The 15,353-nt window shown below is 68.6% G+C and carries 17 protein-coding genes and 1 pseudogene; 9 read left to right on the top strand and 9 right to left on the bottom strand.

Annotated elements, in window-relative coordinates; translation table 11 throughout:
* Positions 1-118: 118 nt before the first annotated feature.
* Complete coding sequence (locus tag ACWD04_RS05775) at positions 119-727, top strand: hypothetical protein (protein ID WP_451128492.1); 609 nt, start codon at positions 119-121, stop codon at positions 725-727.
* A gap of 560 nt (positions 728-1,287) precedes the next feature.
* Here the strand turns inward: ACWD04_RS05775 and ACWD04_RS05780 are convergent.
* Positions 1,288-2,361 carry a glycerophosphodiester phosphodiesterase family protein gene (locus tag ACWD04_RS05780; RefSeq protein WP_451128494.1) on the bottom strand — a complete coding sequence of 358 codons (1,074 nt, stop codon included), beginning with the start codon at positions 2,359-2,361 and terminating at the stop codon, positions 1,288-1,290.
* A gap of 272 nt (positions 2,362-2,633) precedes the next feature.
* Here ACWD04_RS05780 and ACWD04_RS05785 point away from each other — a divergent pair, with 272 nt between their 5' ends.
* Complete coding sequence (locus ACWD04_RS05785) at positions 2,634-3,524, top strand: TIGR03620 family F420-dependent LLM class oxidoreductase (RefSeq protein ID WP_451128496.1); 891 nt, start codon at positions 2,634-2,636, stop codon at positions 3,522-3,524.
* Positions 3,525-3,963: 439 nt separating this feature from the next.
* Here the strand turns inward: ACWD04_RS05785 and ACWD04_RS05790 are convergent, their stop codons facing one another.
* From ACWD04_RS05790 to ACWD04_RS05805, 4 genes and pseudogenes are all read right to left on the bottom strand, one after another.
* Positions 3,964-4,086: a hypothetical protein gene (locus tag ACWD04_RS05790; protein ID WP_451128498.1), complete on the bottom strand. Its 123-nt coding sequence runs from the start codon at positions 4,084-4,086 to the stop codon at positions 3,964-3,966.
* On the bottom strand, positions 4,056-4,907 hold the full coding sequence (locus ACWD04_RS05795) for a poly(ethylene terephthalate) hydrolase family protein (protein ID WP_451128500.1): 852 nt from the start codon (positions 4,905-4,907) through the stop codon (positions 4,056-4,058). Before ACWD04_RS05795 ends, ACWD04_RS05790 begins: the two co-directional genes overlap by 31 nt.
* Before the next feature lie 226 nt (positions 4,908-5,133).
* Positions 5,134-5,681 (bottom strand): annotated as a pseudogene (locus ACWD04_RS05800) (oxidoreductase); the annotation flags it as partial.
* 124 nt (positions 5,682-5,805) lie between these two features.
* A complete protein-coding gene (locus ACWD04_RS05805) occupies positions 5,806-6,072 on the bottom strand; it encodes a hypothetical protein (protein ID WP_451128502.1) in 267 nt (88 codons plus the stop codon).
* A gap of 186 nt (positions 6,073-6,258) precedes the next feature.
* On the opposite strand from ACWD04_RS05805, the gene ACWD04_RS05810 reads away from it, so the two are divergent.
* Complete coding sequence (locus tag ACWD04_RS05810; RefSeq protein ID WP_451128504.1) at positions 6,259-6,681, top strand: PPOX class F420-dependent oxidoreductase; 423 nt, start codon at positions 6,259-6,261, stop codon at positions 6,679-6,681.
* Between the two features lie 121 nt (positions 6,682-6,802).
* The gene (locus ACWD04_RS05815; protein WP_451128506.1) at positions 6,803-7,234 is read left to right on the top strand and encodes a VOC family protein; all 432 of its coding nucleotides are present in this window, start codon (positions 6,803-6,805) and stop codon (positions 7,232-7,234) included.
* 50 nt (positions 7,235-7,284) lie between these two features.
* Here ACWD04_RS05815 and ACWD04_RS05820 read toward each other — a convergent pair whose 3' ends face one another.
* Complete coding sequence (locus ACWD04_RS05820; protein WP_451128508.1) at positions 7,285-8,052, bottom strand: NPP1 family protein; 768 nt, start codon at positions 8,050-8,052, stop codon at positions 7,285-7,287.
* A gap of 229 nt (positions 8,053-8,281) precedes the next feature.
* Positions 8,282-9,421, bottom strand: a complete 1,140-nt coding sequence (locus ACWD04_RS05825; protein ID WP_451128510.1) for a hypothetical protein — start codon at positions 9,419-9,421, stop codon at positions 8,282-8,284.
* Between the two features lie 136 nt (positions 9,422-9,557).
* Here ACWD04_RS05825 and ACWD04_RS05830 point away from each other — a divergent pair, with 136 nt between their 5' ends.
* Complete coding sequence (locus ACWD04_RS05830) at positions 9,558-11,036, top strand: hypothetical protein (RefSeq protein WP_451128511.1); 1,479 nt, start codon at positions 9,558-9,560, stop codon at positions 11,034-11,036.
* Between the two features lie 104 nt (positions 11,037-11,140).
* Complete coding sequence (locus ACWD04_RS05835; RefSeq protein WP_451128513.1) at positions 11,141-11,635, top strand: GNAT family N-acetyltransferase; 495 nt, start codon at positions 11,141-11,143, stop codon at positions 11,633-11,635.
* 92 nt (positions 11,636-11,727) lie between these two features.
* Here ACWD04_RS05835 and ACWD04_RS05840 read toward each other — a convergent pair whose 3' ends face one another.
* Both ACWD04_RS05840 and ACWD04_RS05845 read right to left on the bottom strand, forming a co-directional pair.
* Positions 11,728-12,567 carry a PepSY domain-containing protein gene (locus ACWD04_RS05840; protein WP_451128515.1) on the bottom strand — a complete coding sequence of 280 codons (840 nt, stop codon included), beginning with the start codon at positions 12,565-12,567 and terminating at the stop codon, positions 11,728-11,730.
* A gap of 53 nt (positions 12,568-12,620) precedes the next feature.
* Positions 12,621-13,070 carry a DUF5133 domain-containing protein gene (locus tag ACWD04_RS05845; protein WP_451129216.1) on the bottom strand — a complete coding sequence of 150 codons (450 nt, stop codon included), beginning with the start codon at positions 13,068-13,070 and terminating at the stop codon, positions 12,621-12,623.
* A gap of 139 nt (positions 13,071-13,209) precedes the next feature.
* Between ACWD04_RS05845 and ACWD04_RS05850 the strand changes: the two genes are divergently transcribed.
* The 3 genes from ACWD04_RS05850 (at position 13,210) to pfkB (ending at position 15,310) form a co-directional block, all read left to right on the top strand.
* Positions 13,210-13,464: a DUF6296 family protein gene (locus tag ACWD04_RS05850; RefSeq protein WP_451128517.1), complete on the top strand. Its 255-nt coding sequence runs from the start codon at positions 13,210-13,212 to the stop codon at positions 13,462-13,464.
* 140 nt (positions 13,465-13,604) lie between these two features.
* Positions 13,605-14,366 (top strand): DeoR/GlpR family DNA-binding transcription regulator, encoded by a 762-nt coding sequence (locus tag ACWD04_RS05855; RefSeq protein ID WP_451128519.1) that lies wholly within the window; start codon positions 13,605-13,607, stop codon positions 14,364-14,366.
* Positions 14,363-15,310 carry a 1-phosphofructokinase gene (pfkB, locus tag ACWD04_RS05860; RefSeq protein WP_451128521.1) on the top strand — a complete coding sequence of 316 codons (948 nt, stop codon included), beginning with the start codon at positions 14,363-14,365 and terminating at the stop codon, positions 15,308-15,310. Before ACWD04_RS05855 ends, pfkB begins: the two co-directional genes overlap by 4 nt.
* The last annotated feature ends 43 nt before the right edge of the window (positions 15,311-15,353 follow it).

Below are 15,353 nucleotides of genomic sequence, written 5' to 3' on the forward strand. Positions count from 1 at the left end.
GGCACAGGACGATGCTCGCGCCCATGGCGCATCGGTAACCACTGGAGCGATACCTTCGTTGATGTCGGTAGCATCAGCCGCCATACACGTTTTGAGACACAACGAAAGACGAGGACTGATGTCCGAAAACACTCTCACTTCCACCATCAGCGCGGACTATGCCCAGCGCATCACAGATGATCTTGCGGCAAATCGAAGCGAGCAGGACCGGGCGCGTACCGAGCTGACCCGACTGCAGGACGAGCTCATCCGCCTGGAGGAGGGTGAGCAGATCCTGGTCAAGATGCAAGAGGTGCTGGGCGGTGACGGAAAGCCGGCTACGGGCAAGGGCAAGGGCCGTAAGGCGGCGTCCGTGCCCGCCGCACGCCGCGCCAAGGGGAAGACGGCATCCCAGAAGGGAGGCGACGGGCCGAAGGCTCGGGTTCGCGCCGAGCAGCGCACCACAACTGCCGGAACCGCGGCACCCAAGGAGGCCGGCGAGCCGACGTGGCGTGAGCTGGTCACCGGGTATCTCGCGGACCAGAGGGAACCGAAGTCCGCCGCCGAGGTGGCCGCCGCCCTGACCGAGGCCCACCCTCAGCGCACGACCCAGGTCACCGTGGTGCGTAACACCCTTGAGCAAGGGGTCGCGCATGGACTGCTGGAGCGTTCCAAGCAGGGTCGCTCCGTCTACTACAGCCCCGTCTCGGCCGTGAAGGGCGACGGAGTTGACACCCCGGCCGAGTAGCTGAAAGCTGCAAAACTGCAGGCCCACCTGGGCACAGCCCGGCTGATTTCCGTCTCGTTGCGGCCGCCGCCCAGCAAGGCTGCCGGACTCGCGGCCGCGCGGGCGGTCACCGCCGCCCTCGTCGGCTGCGGCCGATGTCTCGCAGAACGCGCATGGGCTGCGCGTGCCGCGTCGCTACCAACGCTCCATCATCAGTTCCGTCCATGCCATCTGATGCATCGGCGCCGTCGGCAGGGGATTCATGGCCGCGGCGGCGATCGCACTTCGCAGCGTCCGTCGCCATGCGGTTCTGCTTGTCAGGCCCCGGGAGCGAGCCGACCCCGGAATCGGACGGCGACGGCCTCGTGGCGCGCGGCGGGTCCTGCGGCGGGCCGGTGCACCGTCTTACGTGCCGGCTGCCCCTCAAGGCCTCCTAATGGTGCCGCTCGCCGGAGTGCTGCCGACGCGCCGCCGGCCAGGGCTGTGAGGGGCGCGGGTACGGCGGACGGGTCGCCTCTCAGCGAAGTACTCCTTGGGGACTCAGCCGAAGGATCTTCCTCGTGGCGACGGCGCCCCGTTCGTCAGTGACGTGGCGCCGGGTACGCCGTGGGCAGCCGCATTCCACGGGCGGCCATGATGTCCCGCACGCGGTCGGGGTAATCGGTGATGATCCCGTCGACGCCCATGTCCACGAGCGCCTCGATGGTGGCCGGGTCGTCGCAGGTCCAGGGAATGACCTTCAGCCCGCGCCGGTGGGCATCGTGGATCATCTTCCTGTCGGGGTAGAACCGGAAGGCGGGATCCTCGATCGTGCCGTTCTGCGGGAATCCGTAGTTCGGGGAAAGCGCGGTCACCCCGGGGACGGAGGTCGCAGCCTGCACGAAGTCTCCGTCGTAGTCATCGGCGTCGATCCCGCCGAGCCAGGGAGAGGCTCCGGGCTTCCCCACCTGGAGGAAGTCGTAGTTCGTGAGAGCCACCAGAGGATAGGCAGGTGCGAGCTTGTGCATCTCCTTCAGCGCCCCCCAGTCGAAGGACTGGACGGACACCTGCTCCTGAATGCCGGAACGGCGGATCTCCTCAAAGACTCGACGGACGAACAGCTTGCGCGGCGCGGTCTGCTCGGGCGCTCCGGCCTCCACCTTCGTTTCGATGTTCAGCCGAACGCGCTTGGCTTTGTAGCTCTTCACCAGGTCGAGCACGTCCCTCAGTTCAACCACGCGGAAGCCCTTGATCTGCTCCTGTTCAGGGAATCCGGGCAGCTGCTGATGTCCGCAGTTCATACTCTTGATCTGGGCGAGTGTCAGGTCCTTGACGTACTTGCCGACGTACGGGTACATCGGGTCCCCCGACGTCAGCGGACCGGTGTCCTCGCACTTCTGGGCACTGACCTGCCGGTCGTGTGTCACGACTACTTTCCGGTCCTTGGTGACCTGGGTATCCAGCTCCAGAGTGCTGACACCCAGGCGTATCGCCTTGCCGAAGCCCTCGAGTGACCCCTCCGTGGTCAGGCCGAGGCCCCCGCGGTGGGCCTGCAGGTCGAACGCCGGCCTGTGAACCAGCTCGTGCTCGTGGGGGGCCACAGCCGCCTGCGCAGTCGCCGGAACAGCGAGTGCGGGGAGAAGGGCCAGGCCTGCGACTGCGTGCCTCAGGGACATGAGTGCCTCGTCTGTTCGCGTCGGACTGGACCCAGCGAAGCCAATCCTGAGGATTCGGCTCGCACGAAGACCCACAGTAAGGACCTCATGAACGTATGCGAAACAGAGCTTGTCGTGGCGCGCCGGGCACAACCTCGACGCTGCCTTCCGGTGGCGCCACGACCTCTCCCGCTTCGGGCCCGGTTCCAGGATGACGACGCCTCCGGCTCCATTCGAATGAACCTGCGTCCAGCCGGGAATAGCGGGTACGGGGGATCGATGTTGATCTCACCATGACTTCTGAGACGCGCAAGACATTCGGACGGGTCGGCATCTGGAGCAGCGCCCTGCACGGGTCGCGAACGGACGACGCCGGCAGAAAAGCGATCGCGGAAGCGGCCGCAGAGCTCGAAGAGCTGGGGTACGGCACGCTCTGGATCGGGGGCAATCCCTCGGTCGAGGACGCAGCGGCGGTCGTCACCGCCACCCGCACGGTCACCGTGGCCACCGGCATCCTGAGCATCTGGGACCACACCGCCGAGGAGGTGGCGGCGCGGATCGCAACGATCGACGCAGGCGAGCGCGGGCGGTTCGTGCTCGGCCTGGGCGTCAGCCACGGCCCGATGGTGCCGCAGTACGCAAAGCCGTACAGCGCGATGGTCACCTATCTCGACGCCCTCGACGCCGCGACCCCGTCGGTAGGCTCCGGAAGCCGTGTCCTCGCCGCGCTCGGCCCGAAGATGCTGAAACTCGCCACCTGCCGGGCGCTGGGCGCACACCCCTACCTTGTCACCGCAGAACACACCGCGGAGGCGCGTACGGCGCTCGGCCCCCACGCGCTGCTCGCCCCAGAACTGTCGGTGGTCCTCGACACCGACGCCGACCGGGCCCGCACCACCGCACGGAACATGTTGTCGATGTACCTCCAACTCCCCAACTACACGGCCAATCTGCTGCGTCTCGGGTTCGTGGAGAGCGACTTCGACGGCGGCGGCAGCATCCGGCTTCTCGACGCTCTCTTCGCCCTGGGAGACGCGGAGCGGGTGAAGGCCCGGACCCGGGAGTACTTCGACGCCGGCGCCGACCACGTGGCGCTCCAGATCCTCACCGCCGACGAGGGCGGTGGCGGCCTGCCGCGGGCCGAATGGCGTGCGCTGGCCGGGGCATTCGCCGACGAACTGTAGGAGTCGCGCTCATGCCGGACCGGTGCCCACTGTGCGGCCGCTCGGCCTCGGTCCCGCAGCGGGCCCGGCCCGCACCTTCAGGATCAGCATCGTCGTGCTCTGCGGACAACTCCCCCACGAACCCGCAGCAGGGCGGGGCCTGTCAGCGGCCTCCAGCATGGTGTCACCTGCGACATCTGCGTGCCGGGGCGGAGCGGACCGACTGGGAGATGACTCGGATCGACACCCTCTGCGGACGCTTGGTGTACCCGACCACTTACCGGTTGAGAAGCAGTGCAGCCGAGCCAGAACGGTGGGCTCGTGCGTGCGTCTGAGTTCCGCATCGGGTCCTTCGTGCGTCTTCTCCACGATCGACCCGTCGCCGACGGTGCGGGTTGGTGTAGCCGTGTTCCAACGGGCGCATCCACCCGTCAGCGGCCCGCCTCGCACGCCCGGTCCATCAGAGCCAGGGCTCAGTGCCGTTGCGCACACTCGTCAGCCGCAGCAGGGCCAGGGCTCCTGCTGCGGCCGTCGCCGTACCGGAGTAGTGGATCAGGACAGGTTCTTCTGCAGAACGTCCCATTCGCTGGAGCACATCCCGCAGTCCTGTCCCACGAACTCGGTCCGGGCAGCGGCGTCGCCCTTGAGCTGCCACTTCAGCCAGTTCACTCCGACCCGCCCGAACTCGCCACCGTCCGGCTCGGCGTAGGTGCCGTAGTGCCCGACGTCCAGGTTGCCGGAGAAGGCCGGCAGCCCGGCGGGGAGCCGGTCCCAGTCATCCGCGGCGTTCTCGTACGCGATGTCGTCCGGCCCACCGATGAAGTACGCCACCGGTGCGTGGAGACGGGGTAATTTGATCCATTTGTCGAGCCTGCTCAGCAGGCCGCTGTTCCACATCACCGTCGTGTCGATGCGCGGGTCGTCGGCCACCTCCATGGTTTCCAGTCCGCCGCACGACTGGCCCATGACCGCGATCTCGGACGTGTCGATCCTGCCCCTGAATGCGCTGTTCGGGTCGCTGTTCTCCTCTGTGGCCCAGTCGACCGCTTCGATGAGCATCTCCGACGACGTCTGGCCGGACCCCCCGGGAACGCCGCTGGCGATGACGAGGAAACCGTGCGAGGCGAACTCGGTCAGAATGTTCTCGAACCAGGTGCCGTCCGCACGGCACGCCCCGTTGCCCCAGGCCACAATGGGCAGCTTCTCGTCGGATGGAAGGGTGTCGGGCCGGTAGACAGTGTGGTCCGGCAGTCCGGCGACGGTTTCGTAGCCTGCGGGGTAAGGCCCTGTCCCGCCCGCCGCCCTGGTCCTCGTATCCGCACCCGCTGCTGTGGTCGGAGCGAGTAACGCAAGCGCGAGCAGGCCCGTTGCGGCGCCGACGGCACGACGCATCAAGTGGCTCATCACTGTGCACCTCCCGGATTCGGAATACTCTCGGTCGAGCACGCTAGGTCCGGTCTTCCGGGGCGTCACCATGCAGGCCGGAACACCGGCGAAAGTACCGATACAGAGCCGGGGAGGCCGCCACCTTTCCGCACTCCGCCGAGGTGCCCGACGGCTCGTGGCGCCCACACGTCGATTCGTACCGCCACATCACCCGCCCGTCTCGGGACCGGTCCGGTGAACGACATCAGGCCGAGTACTGGTAGGCCGGGTAGGTCTGGTACCCGGCGTCACCTCCCTGGTAGATCCGTGGCTTCGTCGACCGGGCGATCGGCAGCTGCGAACGCAGCCGCTTCACGAGATCGGGGTTGGCGGTGAACGCGCGGCCGAATCCGACCAGGTTCACTCCGGGGCCTAGCCAGTGGTCCGCATCGGCCCGGCCGGTCTGCTCGGGCCCCATGGGGAACACCGGACTCATGATCAGGGGGGCCACGCTTGCCGCAGACCCAGCATCACGTCCTCGTCGGCCGTGGCCTCGAGATGTACGTCGGCCGCCTCCAGCCGCGCCGGCTCGGTCAGCAGCGCACCGTGGAGCTCAGGGGCATCGGTCTCCTCGACGCCCCGGAACCCGCCGCCCGGGACAGGCGTATACCGGTCCTTGCCCCTCCGATAGCCTGCACCGTCGCGGAGACCGCCTCCATGGCGAACCGAATGCGACTGGCCACCGAACCACCCAGAAGTCCGCACGCGGGTTGGCGTCGACGAGAGGCACTGCGAGGTCAAGTAGCCGCGGGCGCGGTCAACGGATGGCCGGTGCCACCTGGGTTGGCACCGATCATCACGTCATCGCCGCGCTGCGTACGGAGTCGGCGGGGTACGGCACCCCGGTGACCCACCTCCGAGCGGGGAGGTGGACAGCTCAGGGGCTGTCCGCCTCCCAGGCCCAGCGCTTCGGGTCGGCTGCTACGGGCCCGTACACGGCGCGTCCTCCCGCACCGAATTTCCCGAGCTCCGTGCCTAGTGCGGCGCCTACGGCGAGGCGATCCTCGGGCCAGCCGGTCACGTCCAGCAGCAGCCCGTCCAGCGGGCCGCCCACCAGCTCCACGTAGACATGCCCGGGCCGGGGCCCCGGATCGGGGTCGTCGTGGTCGGCGCCATAAACGCGGCGCCTCATCAGTTCATCCATGCCCCCAGCATCACAGTCACCACCGACAATCCCCCGCACCTGCACGGCTTATCGCCGCGGACGCGCAGCCGTGGGGCGGTACCGGAAACCGCACCCGGCGTATGGCAGCGTGGAGACGCGCCCGCTGAATCATCCGGTGTGGTTCACCGTCACAGGGAGGGTGCAGCACGAGACAGAGGAGAAAACATGTCGAAGCCGCCGCTTCCCGACGCCGCGGTAGCCATGCTGGGCAAGCCCAACCCGGCTGTGATCGCGACCCTTCGTTCGGACGGCCAGCCGGTATCGACGGCCACCTGGTACCTCTGGGACGACGGACGGGTACTGGTCAACATGGACGAGGGCCGCAAACGCCTCGACCACGTCCGCCGGGACCCCCGTGTCACCCTGACCGTGATCGACGACTCCGACTGGTACACCCATGTGACCTTGATCGGACGTGTCGTCGAGGTGAGCGACGACGAGGGTCTGGTCGGTATCGACCGGCTGTCCCAGCAGTACCTCGGCCAGCCGTACGCGGACCGTGACCGCGCCCGGGTCAACGCCTGGATGGAGATCGACCGCTGGCACGGCTGGGGTGGCTTCCGGGACAGCTCCCAGGCAGCGACGTAGGAGACGGGTCGTCCGAAGGCCCCTGCGGGTGCGCTCTCCGTCCGCCGCGGCGCCCCCCTGTCCCGGCTCCGCCGAAAACGATCCGCTCGGCCAGGCGCACTGGCTCTGCTGAGGAGGCTCCATGAACTGGACACTCGAGGTCATCCCGGTCCCCGTCACCGACGTGGACCGGGCCAAGGCGTTCTACACCGAGAAGGCGGGCTTCAAGCTGGATCTGGACGATGAGGTCGCACCCGGTGTACGCATCATCCAAATGACGCCGCCGGGCTCGCGGTGTTCGATCGCCCTGCTCCAGGGTATGCCGGCCTTTCCCGGAGAGAAGCCGATGGCGCCCGGCACACTGCAGGGCCTCCAGATCTGTGTGACGGACATCGAGGCGGCACGCGAGGAGTTGGTGGGCCGGGGCGCCGGTGTTTCCCCGATCCGCCATGTGGGAGCGACGGGCTGGGAGGAGGGCAAGGGCGACACCTGGAATTCGTTCATGTCCTTCACCGATCCCGACGGCAACGGATGGATGGTCCAGGAGGCGCCTTCGGAGCTGTCCGCCCGCTGATGTCGACGGGACGGGCGAGGACTTCCACCCGCCCGCCCCGTCCCCGAACGTCAGGCGTTGGGATCGAAGGGGATTCCGGCCGGGAGTGCCTTCTTCAGATGGGCGGCGAAATTGCCGTCCTTGAGGCCGAAGGTCGCGCTGCCGAAGTTCGCCTGGACCAGCTTGTCCCTCAGGCCGGCCGGGTATCCGTTCCAGCCGACAAGGCTGGGGAACCGCCACTCGTGGTAGTGGTTCTCCGGCGGCTCGTCGTTGGAATTCGCGGGACGGAAGCAGTGCGTGCTGGCCCCGTCCTTGTGATAAACGATCTTGGGATGGGTTCCGTCCCATCGGATCTGGTCGCTGGCGTAGATGTCGAAGTTTCCGTGGGCAGAGGTGGACACATAGCGGGCCTCGTTGTTCTGGACCCACACCACTACGTGCTCCCAGTCGTGCCGGTGCCCGCCTAGCCCACTGCCGGCCACTGCCTGGTCCTTCTCGAAGTAGAGCCCGTACATGACCGCGCACCACCCGTTGTTGCACGTGGAACGGGCATAGCCGTTGGTGTTGTCCAGATCCACGGCATCACGGCAACTGCCGTTGACCGCACCGGTGGTGTTGAGGCCGGGGGCGATGGTTCCGTCCGTACCGATCGCCGGCGTGGGATAGCAGCCGTCCGTGTCGTAGTCGTATGCCGGCTGGAAGGCCTGCTCCATTGCGTCCGCGTTCGCGGGCAGCGCGGCCGGCGGGGCGGCGAGCGCGCTGCTTGCGGAGGCGATGACCAGTGCGACGGCACTGGTCACGACGAGGGCGGCCTTGCGGATCGGTGCGCTGCTTTTCACTGCGTCCTCCGGGTCGGGCGCGTGGCTGTGGGGGCACGCGCGCTACGCCTGACATGCCCACCGCGATCGTCTTGAACCCTGCCAGCGCGCCGTGTTCAGCACGGCAAGCCGACATCGACGAGGCCGGTGCACCCCTGCTGAACGGACACTTCCCGTCGGACCAACACTTTCTGTCGGATCGGTATACGTGGCGTCAGAAGCCCTGCGCACGAGAGCACCCCGCCACACCTCAGCGCGGGCGGACGGCTCCGGGGGCCGCAACGCCGGACGCGCCGGCCTGGACAGCCTTGCCCGGGCGCAGGGTCCACGGCACCGGATCGGTGTTCATCAGCCAACCGTCGGCGATCAGCCGGCGGATGACGAAGATCCGCAGCTCCCGTGACATCTTCCCCCAGCCCAGCGCCTCGCAGAGCTGCTTGACAGAGGGCCCATGACCGTGCGCCGCGCGGAACATCGCGGCGAACTCGGCGGCGACAGGCCCCTGGTCGGGGTACCTGGCCTCCCAGGAACTGAAGGCCGTACGCACCTTCTCCTTGAACTGGGTGGGAACCGCCTTGCGCATGAAGGCCTCCGACACCCTGGCCGTGGACAGGGCACACGCGGGACAGCGCTCAACCGCCTCGACGTGCCGCCGCAGTGCCACGCTCGCCCGGTCCTTCCACTCGTCCCAGCTCAACCGCTCCTCCTCCGGCTCCTCACGCGTGACGGGTGAGGTGTCGGCCAAGGGACGCGTTCCCGACAGATGCCGCACGGCTTCGGCCAGCAGATAACGGTCACCGTCCAACTCCCGCAGAAATCCCTTGGCGAGCAGTTCGGGCAGGGCGGCCCCGCAGCCCTCGGGCAGGTGAGCGGGCAGCGTGCCGTACTCGTCGGCCGGTCCATGGGCGGCCAGAAACAGCGCGGCCAACCGTGCGGCGGTCGAGGTCTTCTTGACCGGCTTGGCGGAGAGGGTCCGGACCGTCCAACCCGACACCCTGGAACGCATCACCTTGCCGAACGGCAGCCGGGCGTCCGGCCGGTCGGCAAGGTCCGGCACTGTGACCCCCACAGGGGTGACGAGGTCTTCACCGAGCAGCGCCTCCTGCCCCTGCCAGCCCAGCGCGCCGAATGCGGTGACGGCTCCTTCCGGGTCGGCCAGGCGGAGGGAACGCACGTCCTGGCCGGTGAGATTACCGATCCCGCTCCGGGCGGCGCGGATGGCGACGACCACCGCTAGGAGCAGCGCATCGGGCCCCTTCAGGGGCAGCGATCCCACGTAGGCCAGGAGCGTTCGAGCGGCTTCTCCCTGGCGGGGCGTCAGCAGAAAGGGCTTCGGCTCCACCGCTGGTGCGGCCGGAGCGAGGGGCGAGGTGGAAAAGGAAGGAGGCACGCCCTTTACAACGCGCGCGAGGGACCGAGGTCACCGCTCGTGCTGACATACGAAGCCGGGTGTTCATCGGCGAACGATATGAACGCAATGACGAGGCCCCTGGTCAATGCCCCGGACGTGGCTAGCATCGGTCGGCATGCACCGGAGTGAAAAGCCAGGAGGCAATACCGTGACCGCTTTTCTCAAGAGGCAGCGTTCACGCGGGAGGCTCTCCACCGTGACGGCGGGCTGCGTCGCAGGGGTCCTCGCCGTCGGTCTCGTCGGCCCTGCCCAGCCCTCGGCGGCGGCCGTTGCACCGGCTACGGCGCCCTGCCCGGAAGACCTGGCGACGAAGGCGACGTGCTACACGGGCCAGGATTCCCACGGCGCCCACTACTCCGTCGCCATCCCCCTCGCATGGAACGGAACGCTGGTCATGCACGCCCACGGCGGCCCCGGCCTGGGCGCGGAGTCGGACCCGCAGCGCAGCACCGACGACTTGGAGCGCTGGTCGGTCATGGTCGAAGAGGGCTACGCCTGGGCGGGCTCGGCCTACCGCCGCGGTGGTTACGGCACGAGGATGGCAGCCTCGGACACGGAGAATCTGCGCCGGCTGTTCACGGAAAAATTCGGGCGCCCGGAGACCACACTGATTCACGGGCAGTCCTGGGGCGGGAACGTGGCCGCGAAAACCATCGAGATGTACGGGGCCGGCGCCAACTCACCCTACGACGGCGCCCTGCTCACCAACGGTGTCCTGGCGGGGGGCTCCCGTGGTTACGACTACCGGGTGGACCTCCGTGTCGTCTATCAGTACTACTGCCGCAACCACCCACGCCCGTCCGAGCCGTCGTACCCCCTGTGGATGGGGATCCGTCAGGATTCGGCGATGACCGGCGCGGGGCTGCGCGCCAGGCTCCAGGAGTGCACGGGCTACGCCTCGCAGCCTGCGGACCGGACTCCCCTCCAGCAGCGGAACCTGGACGACATCCTCGCGGTCACCAAGATCCCCGAGCGGACACTCGAGTCGCACCTCACCTTCGCGACCTTCACATTCCGCGACATCGTGCAACGGCTCGGTGCGCGCAACCCTTTCAGCAACCGGCACGTGCACTACCACGGGTCGCACGACGACGCCGCTCTCAACGCCGGAGTCGAACGTTTCTCCGCCGACCTCACCGCGCGGCGTGACCTGTCCTACGACAGCGACGTGACCGGCGCGGTGACCGTTCCCGTGCTGACTATGCATGCCATCGACGACCCCACCGCCTTCGTCGAACACGAAGCGGCGTACCTCGACAGCCTGAAAGGCGCTCACCGCGACCGTCACCTCGTACAGACCTTCACCCAGGAACGCGAACACAGCGGTCTCAGCACCGCGGAGTACGCCACTGCGGTCTCGGCTCTGTCCGGCTGGGTGCGGACGGGGCGCAAACCCACACCGGCTGCCGTGGCCTCCTCCTGCCCGGGCTTCGACGCCGGGTACGGGACCGGCTGCTTCTTCCGGCCGGACCATCATCCCTCCTCCTATGCCTCGCGGGTGAACCCCCGTGCGGGAGCCACGCAGTGGCCCGCTATGACCCGCACCCAGGAAAGGAAGTGGAGCCGCCTCGAGAACGTGGGAATCGCGCCCTGAGCCGTGCGTGCGGGCAGGGGTCACGGTGACCGGAACCAGACCCCTGCGGCTGGAAGGTGACAATCCCCGACGGCTTCGACGGCCGCCGAGGATACCGTCGCCACATGACCGTCCTTGAGCGCCTTCGCTCTGATCACTCTCATGCTCTGCTCGCTTTCGAGCAGGAGAATCGCGCCTACTTCGCTGCGTCGGTCCCGGACCGGGGCGACGGCTTCTTCGACGAATTCGAGGCGCGGCACGCCGAACTGCTCGCCGAACAGGCGGCCGGAATGCACCACTTCCACGTTCTGGCGGACGGCGAGGGGGCGGTCCTGGGACGGGTCAACCTGGTCGGTGTCGCGGACCGCTCGGCCGAACTCGGGTACCGCATCGCCGAGCGGGCCGCCGGGCAGGGACTGGCCACGTCGGGAGTCCGCAGGGTATGCGCGCTGGCCTTCGCGGAATACGGCCTGACCACCCTCCGGGCCGAGACGACGGTGGACAACGCGGCTTCGAGGTCGGTGCTGACCCGTGCGGGATTCGTGACAGCAGGCGCGATCACGCTGATGAGGAAGCCCGGGCTGCGCTTCACCCTCGACCTGGCGGATGCCGGCTGCTGAGCCCGGGGCCGTGCCGGCCGGTGTGCGCAGGGAACGCACATCGGTGGCGCACCGCGATGCGGCCGCCACCGGTGCACCCGTTCGTACTGTGATCAGTCGTCGTCGACCTGCTCGTCCGTGATCGTGCCCTTGGCCGCGTCCACGTCGAAGGTGGTCTTCGTCCAGTCCTTGGAGACCACATCGACCTGCCAGACCAGGGTCCGGCTGTCGTTCTCGTCGAGGCCGATCGAGGTGACCCAGCCCATGGTCTTTTCCGTTGCGACCTTGGCGGCCTGCTCGGGGGTCTGCGTCGCCTTGGAGATCTGGTCCGCGAGCTCCTGCTTGTCGGCGTCGCTCTGGTCGGCGTCCGGCGCGGAATCGATGACGTCGCCGGACACCGCGTCAATGGTCACGTTGTGTGCGGTGCCGTCCGCCTCGACGACCTCCGCGACCCACTTGGGGCTGCCGGAGCTGCCGCTCGGGCTCGGACTGCCGGTCCCGCTCGGGCTCCCGCTGGCCTCGGGACTCAGGCTGGCGCTGCCCTCCGGACTGGGGCTGCCTGTCGGGCTGGGACTGCCGGTGGCGTCGTCGTCGAGGCCCTCGAGGTCCAGATCGGTCAGCTTGCCTCCGGACACCTCCCCTACGGCCGTCGTAGCGGCCTTGTCGAAGGTGACCTTGACGGTCGACAGCAGTTCCTTGCGCTTCCTCTGGGCCTCGGTCAGCTGCGCCGTCTCGGAGGGGCTGCTTGAAACGCTCCCGGAAGGGCTGGTCGTCTGGTTCGGAAGGATCTTCGCAGCCTCCGAGGTCTCCGCGGCTGTCTCGTCACCACTGTCCTGACCGCAACCGGTCACAAGAGTGGCGGCGAGAGCGGCGGCGCACAGGGCGCCTCCGGCAAGGCGGAGCCGGCTGGTACGCGGGGAAGGGTGTTTAGTTCGGCGGGGCTCAAATCTCATGCTTGCATGCCTAGCCGCCCTCGCGAACAGTCATGTTGTTCGACCGGCGGGTGTCACCCGTTCGACGGCGCCGTCCGCCCATTCGGCGTGTCGTGCCGCCGGGGGCCCAAGGCCGTCCGCACGGGGGAATGGCGCCGGCCCAAAAGAACCGGCGCCACCCCTTGGGCGTTGTGCGGCGTCAGGCAGCCAGCTGCACCGTCGGCGGACCCGGATGCCGGGCCGAGCGATCCCACGGACGTGACGGCGCGCAACCGCGCCGCCTCGGCGGCCAGGGCGTCAGGCACGGTCCTGGTTCCGGTCGTGACGCAGCGGGTGCAGGAGACGTCGTCGAGCCGGCGGCTGCTCTCGGAAGCCCCCAGCCGTGCATGAGTGCCACAGGGCGGCCCGGAACTCTGGGCCCCGCGCCGACGAAATCCGATTGCGGCGGCGGTAACCGCCTGGGCGTCACGGGCGGCCGTGCGAAGCTGACAGCACGCGTCCGATTCCGCTCCCTTGCAGATGATGGTCGCCCCGACTCACCCGATCCTCATCCGCGATCACGGACGGTCATCCGGTCGCGCTCCCGAAGCGCCATGCGCTTCAGTGGGAAACAATGGAGGAGACGGGCTAGCGGCTTCCGTCGGCCCGGTCGGGAGGTGGATCATGGACTATCCGGAGAGTTACGAACTGATATTCCGGGCAGGCGGCGCCGAGGACGACGTCGTCGTCGTCCGTCTGACGGCACGCTCCGGCGCGGGTGGTTACCCGGTCTACGAGGACGAAACCGGAATCGTGCGCGCCGAGATCAGCGAGCGCAGCGAGGTGCGGATGCTGGCGAGCGGCGGTCATCAAGTCCTGGGGGCACCGCTGCTGGCCCGACCGCTCGGCCCGAGCACGGCCACTCACGGCACCGGCTGAGGGGCTCTGGTACCACCCAGTCACCGCATCCGAAGTCCACTCACGTCCGCCCCTCGCCCGAATGTGTTTACTTTTCCGAGGTGCAACCGTAGTCTGCCGGTGAAACCACAGACTCGGGCACGAAACGGATACGTAACCACATGTACGCACCGGAGCGGCAGCAAGAAATTCTCCGCATCGCCGGCGAAAGCGGACGCGTCGACGTGCTGTCTCTGGCGGAGCAGTTCCAGGTGACCGCGGAGACGGTCCGGCGTGACCTCAAGGCCCTCGACCGGGCGGGTCTCCTCCGCCGGGTGCACGGCGGTGCGATTCCGGCCGGACGGCTCGGTTTCGAGCCGGACCTCGCCGAACGCGACACCGTGGCGGCCGACGAGAAGGACCGCATCGCCGCCGCCGCCCTAGGTGAACTTCCGGCCGAGGGCAACATCATCATCGATGCCGGGACGACGACCGTCAGGCTGGCGGCCGTCGTCCCGATCGATTCGCGCCTCACCGTGGTCACCCATGCTCTACCGGTGGCCGCCCGCCTCTCCGACCATCCGGGGATCGCGTTGCATCTGGTCGGCGGCAGGGTTCGGCACCGCACCCGCGCGGCGGTCGATGCCTGGGCCCTGAGCGCATACGCCGAGATCAACGCGGATGTCGTCTTCCTCGCCACGAACGGCTTCTCCCCCGCTGGCGGCCTGACCACCCCGGATCTCGCCGAGGCCGCCGTGAAGCGTGCCGTGATCGCGGCGGCCCGCAGGGTGGTGCTCCTCGCCGATTCGGGAAAGTCCGGTCAGGAGCACTTCGCGCGCTTCGGTGATCTCTCCCATGTCGACCTGCTGATCACCGATACGGGGCTGAGCCCCGAGGACGCCCGGGCCATCGAGAGCCAGGGCACGGAAGTGGTACGCGCATGATCCTGACCATCACCCCCAACCCGAGCCTGGACCGCACGTACGAACTTCCGGGGCTCACCCGTGGCGCCGTCCTGCGGGCCACCGCGGACCGCGTGGATCCCGGGGGCAAGGGCGTCAACGTCTCCCGGGCGGTCGCCGCCGCGGGGCACCGCACGGTGGCCGTCGCCCCGTTGGGCGGGCCCGAGGGTGCGTTGCTGGCCAGGCTGCTCGGCGAACACGGCATCGAGGCCGCCGGTGTACCGATCGCCGGCAGCACCCGCGTCAACATCACCCTCGTCGAACCCGACGGCACGCTGACGAAGGTGAACGCCGCGGGGCCCGAAATCGCGCCTGCCGAGGCCGAGCGCCTGCTGGACACCGTCCGAGCACGGTCGGCGGGCGCGGACTGGATCGCCTGCTGCGGGAGCCTGCCGCGCGGACTGCCACCGCAGTGGTACGCCGAACTGGTCGCCCGCAGCCACCGGGCCGGCGTCCGTATCGCCCTCGACACCTCCGGTGCGGCGCTCGTCGCAGCGTTGCGTGAGCGGCCTGACGTGATCAAGCCCAACACCCAGGAGCTTGCCGAGGCCGTAGGCCGTCCGCTCGCGACGGTCGCTGACGCGCTCAAGGCGGCGCAGGAGCTGTGCGAGCTCGGGGCGGGCTCGGTGCTCGCCAGCCTGGGTGCAGTCGGCCAGCTGCTGGTGGAACCGTCCGGAGCGTATTTCGCCCGCGCGCGGGTGAATGCCGTCCGCAGTGACGTCGGTGCGGGGGACGCCTCGCTCGCGGGGTTCCTGTCCGCGGGCGGAACGGGCCGGGCGGCCTTGTCCGCCGCAGTGGCGCACGGCGCCGCGGCCGTACAGCTGCCGGGCAGCGCCATGCCGGCACCCGCCGACCTCGATCCGTCCTCGGTGTTCACCACCGGGGACATTCCCATGGACCTGGCTCTCACGGAGCAGACCCGATGACTGCTGTCATCCCTGTCCAGCCTGACGACTCCCCCGTCCCCCG

This window comes from Streptomyces sp. NPDC002911 (assembly GCF_053591835.1).

Coding starts and splice junctions, on each gene's coding strand:
- ACWD04_RS05775 (WP_451128492.1), top strand. CDS start 119: ATGTCCGAAAACACTCTCACTTCCACCATCAGCGCGGACTATGCCCAG.
- ACWD04_RS05780 (WP_451128494.1), bottom strand. CDS start 2,361: ATGTCCCTGAGGCACGCAGTCGCAGGCCTGGCCCTTCTCCCCGCACTC.
- ACWD04_RS05785 (WP_451128496.1), top strand. CDS start 2,634: ATGACTTCTGAGACGCGCAAGACATTCGGACGGGTCGGCATCTGGAGC.
- ACWD04_RS05790 (WP_451128498.1), bottom strand. CDS start 4,086: ATGGGACGTTCTGCAGAAGAACCTGTCCTGATCCACTACTCCGGTACG.
- ACWD04_RS05795 (WP_451128500.1), bottom strand. CDS start 4,907: ATGAGCCACTTGATGCGTCGTGCCGTCGGCGCCGCAACGGGCCTGCTC.
- ACWD04_RS05805 (WP_451128502.1), bottom strand. CDS start 6,072: ATGGATGAACTGATGAGGCGCCGCGTTTATGGCGCCGACCACGACGAC.
- ACWD04_RS05810 (WP_451128504.1), top strand. CDS start 6,259: ATGTCGAAGCCGCCGCTTCCCGACGCCGCGGTAGCCATGCTGGGCAAG.
- ACWD04_RS05815 (WP_451128506.1), top strand. CDS start 6,803: ATGAACTGGACACTCGAGGTCATCCCGGTCCCCGTCACCGACGTGGAC.
- ACWD04_RS05830 (WP_451128511.1), top strand. CDS start 9,558: ATGCACCGGAGTGAAAAGCCAGGAGGCAATACCGTGACCGCTTTTCTC.
- ACWD04_RS05835 (WP_451128513.1), top strand. CDS start 11,141: ATGACCGTCCTTGAGCGCCTTCGCTCTGATCACTCTCATGCTCTGCTC.
- ACWD04_RS05840 (WP_451128515.1), bottom strand. CDS start 12,567: ATGAGATTTGAGCCCCGCCGAACTAAACACCCTTCCCCGCGTACCAGC.
- ACWD04_RS05850 (WP_451128517.1), top strand. CDS start 13,210: ATGGACTATCCGGAGAGTTACGAACTGATATTCCGGGCAGGCGGCGCC.
- ACWD04_RS05855 (WP_451128519.1), top strand. CDS start 13,605: ATGTACGCACCGGAGCGGCAGCAAGAAATTCTCCGCATCGCCGGCGAA.
- pfkB (WP_451128521.1), top strand. CDS start 14,363: ATGATCCTGACCATCACCCCCAACCCGAGCCTGGACCGCACGTACGAA.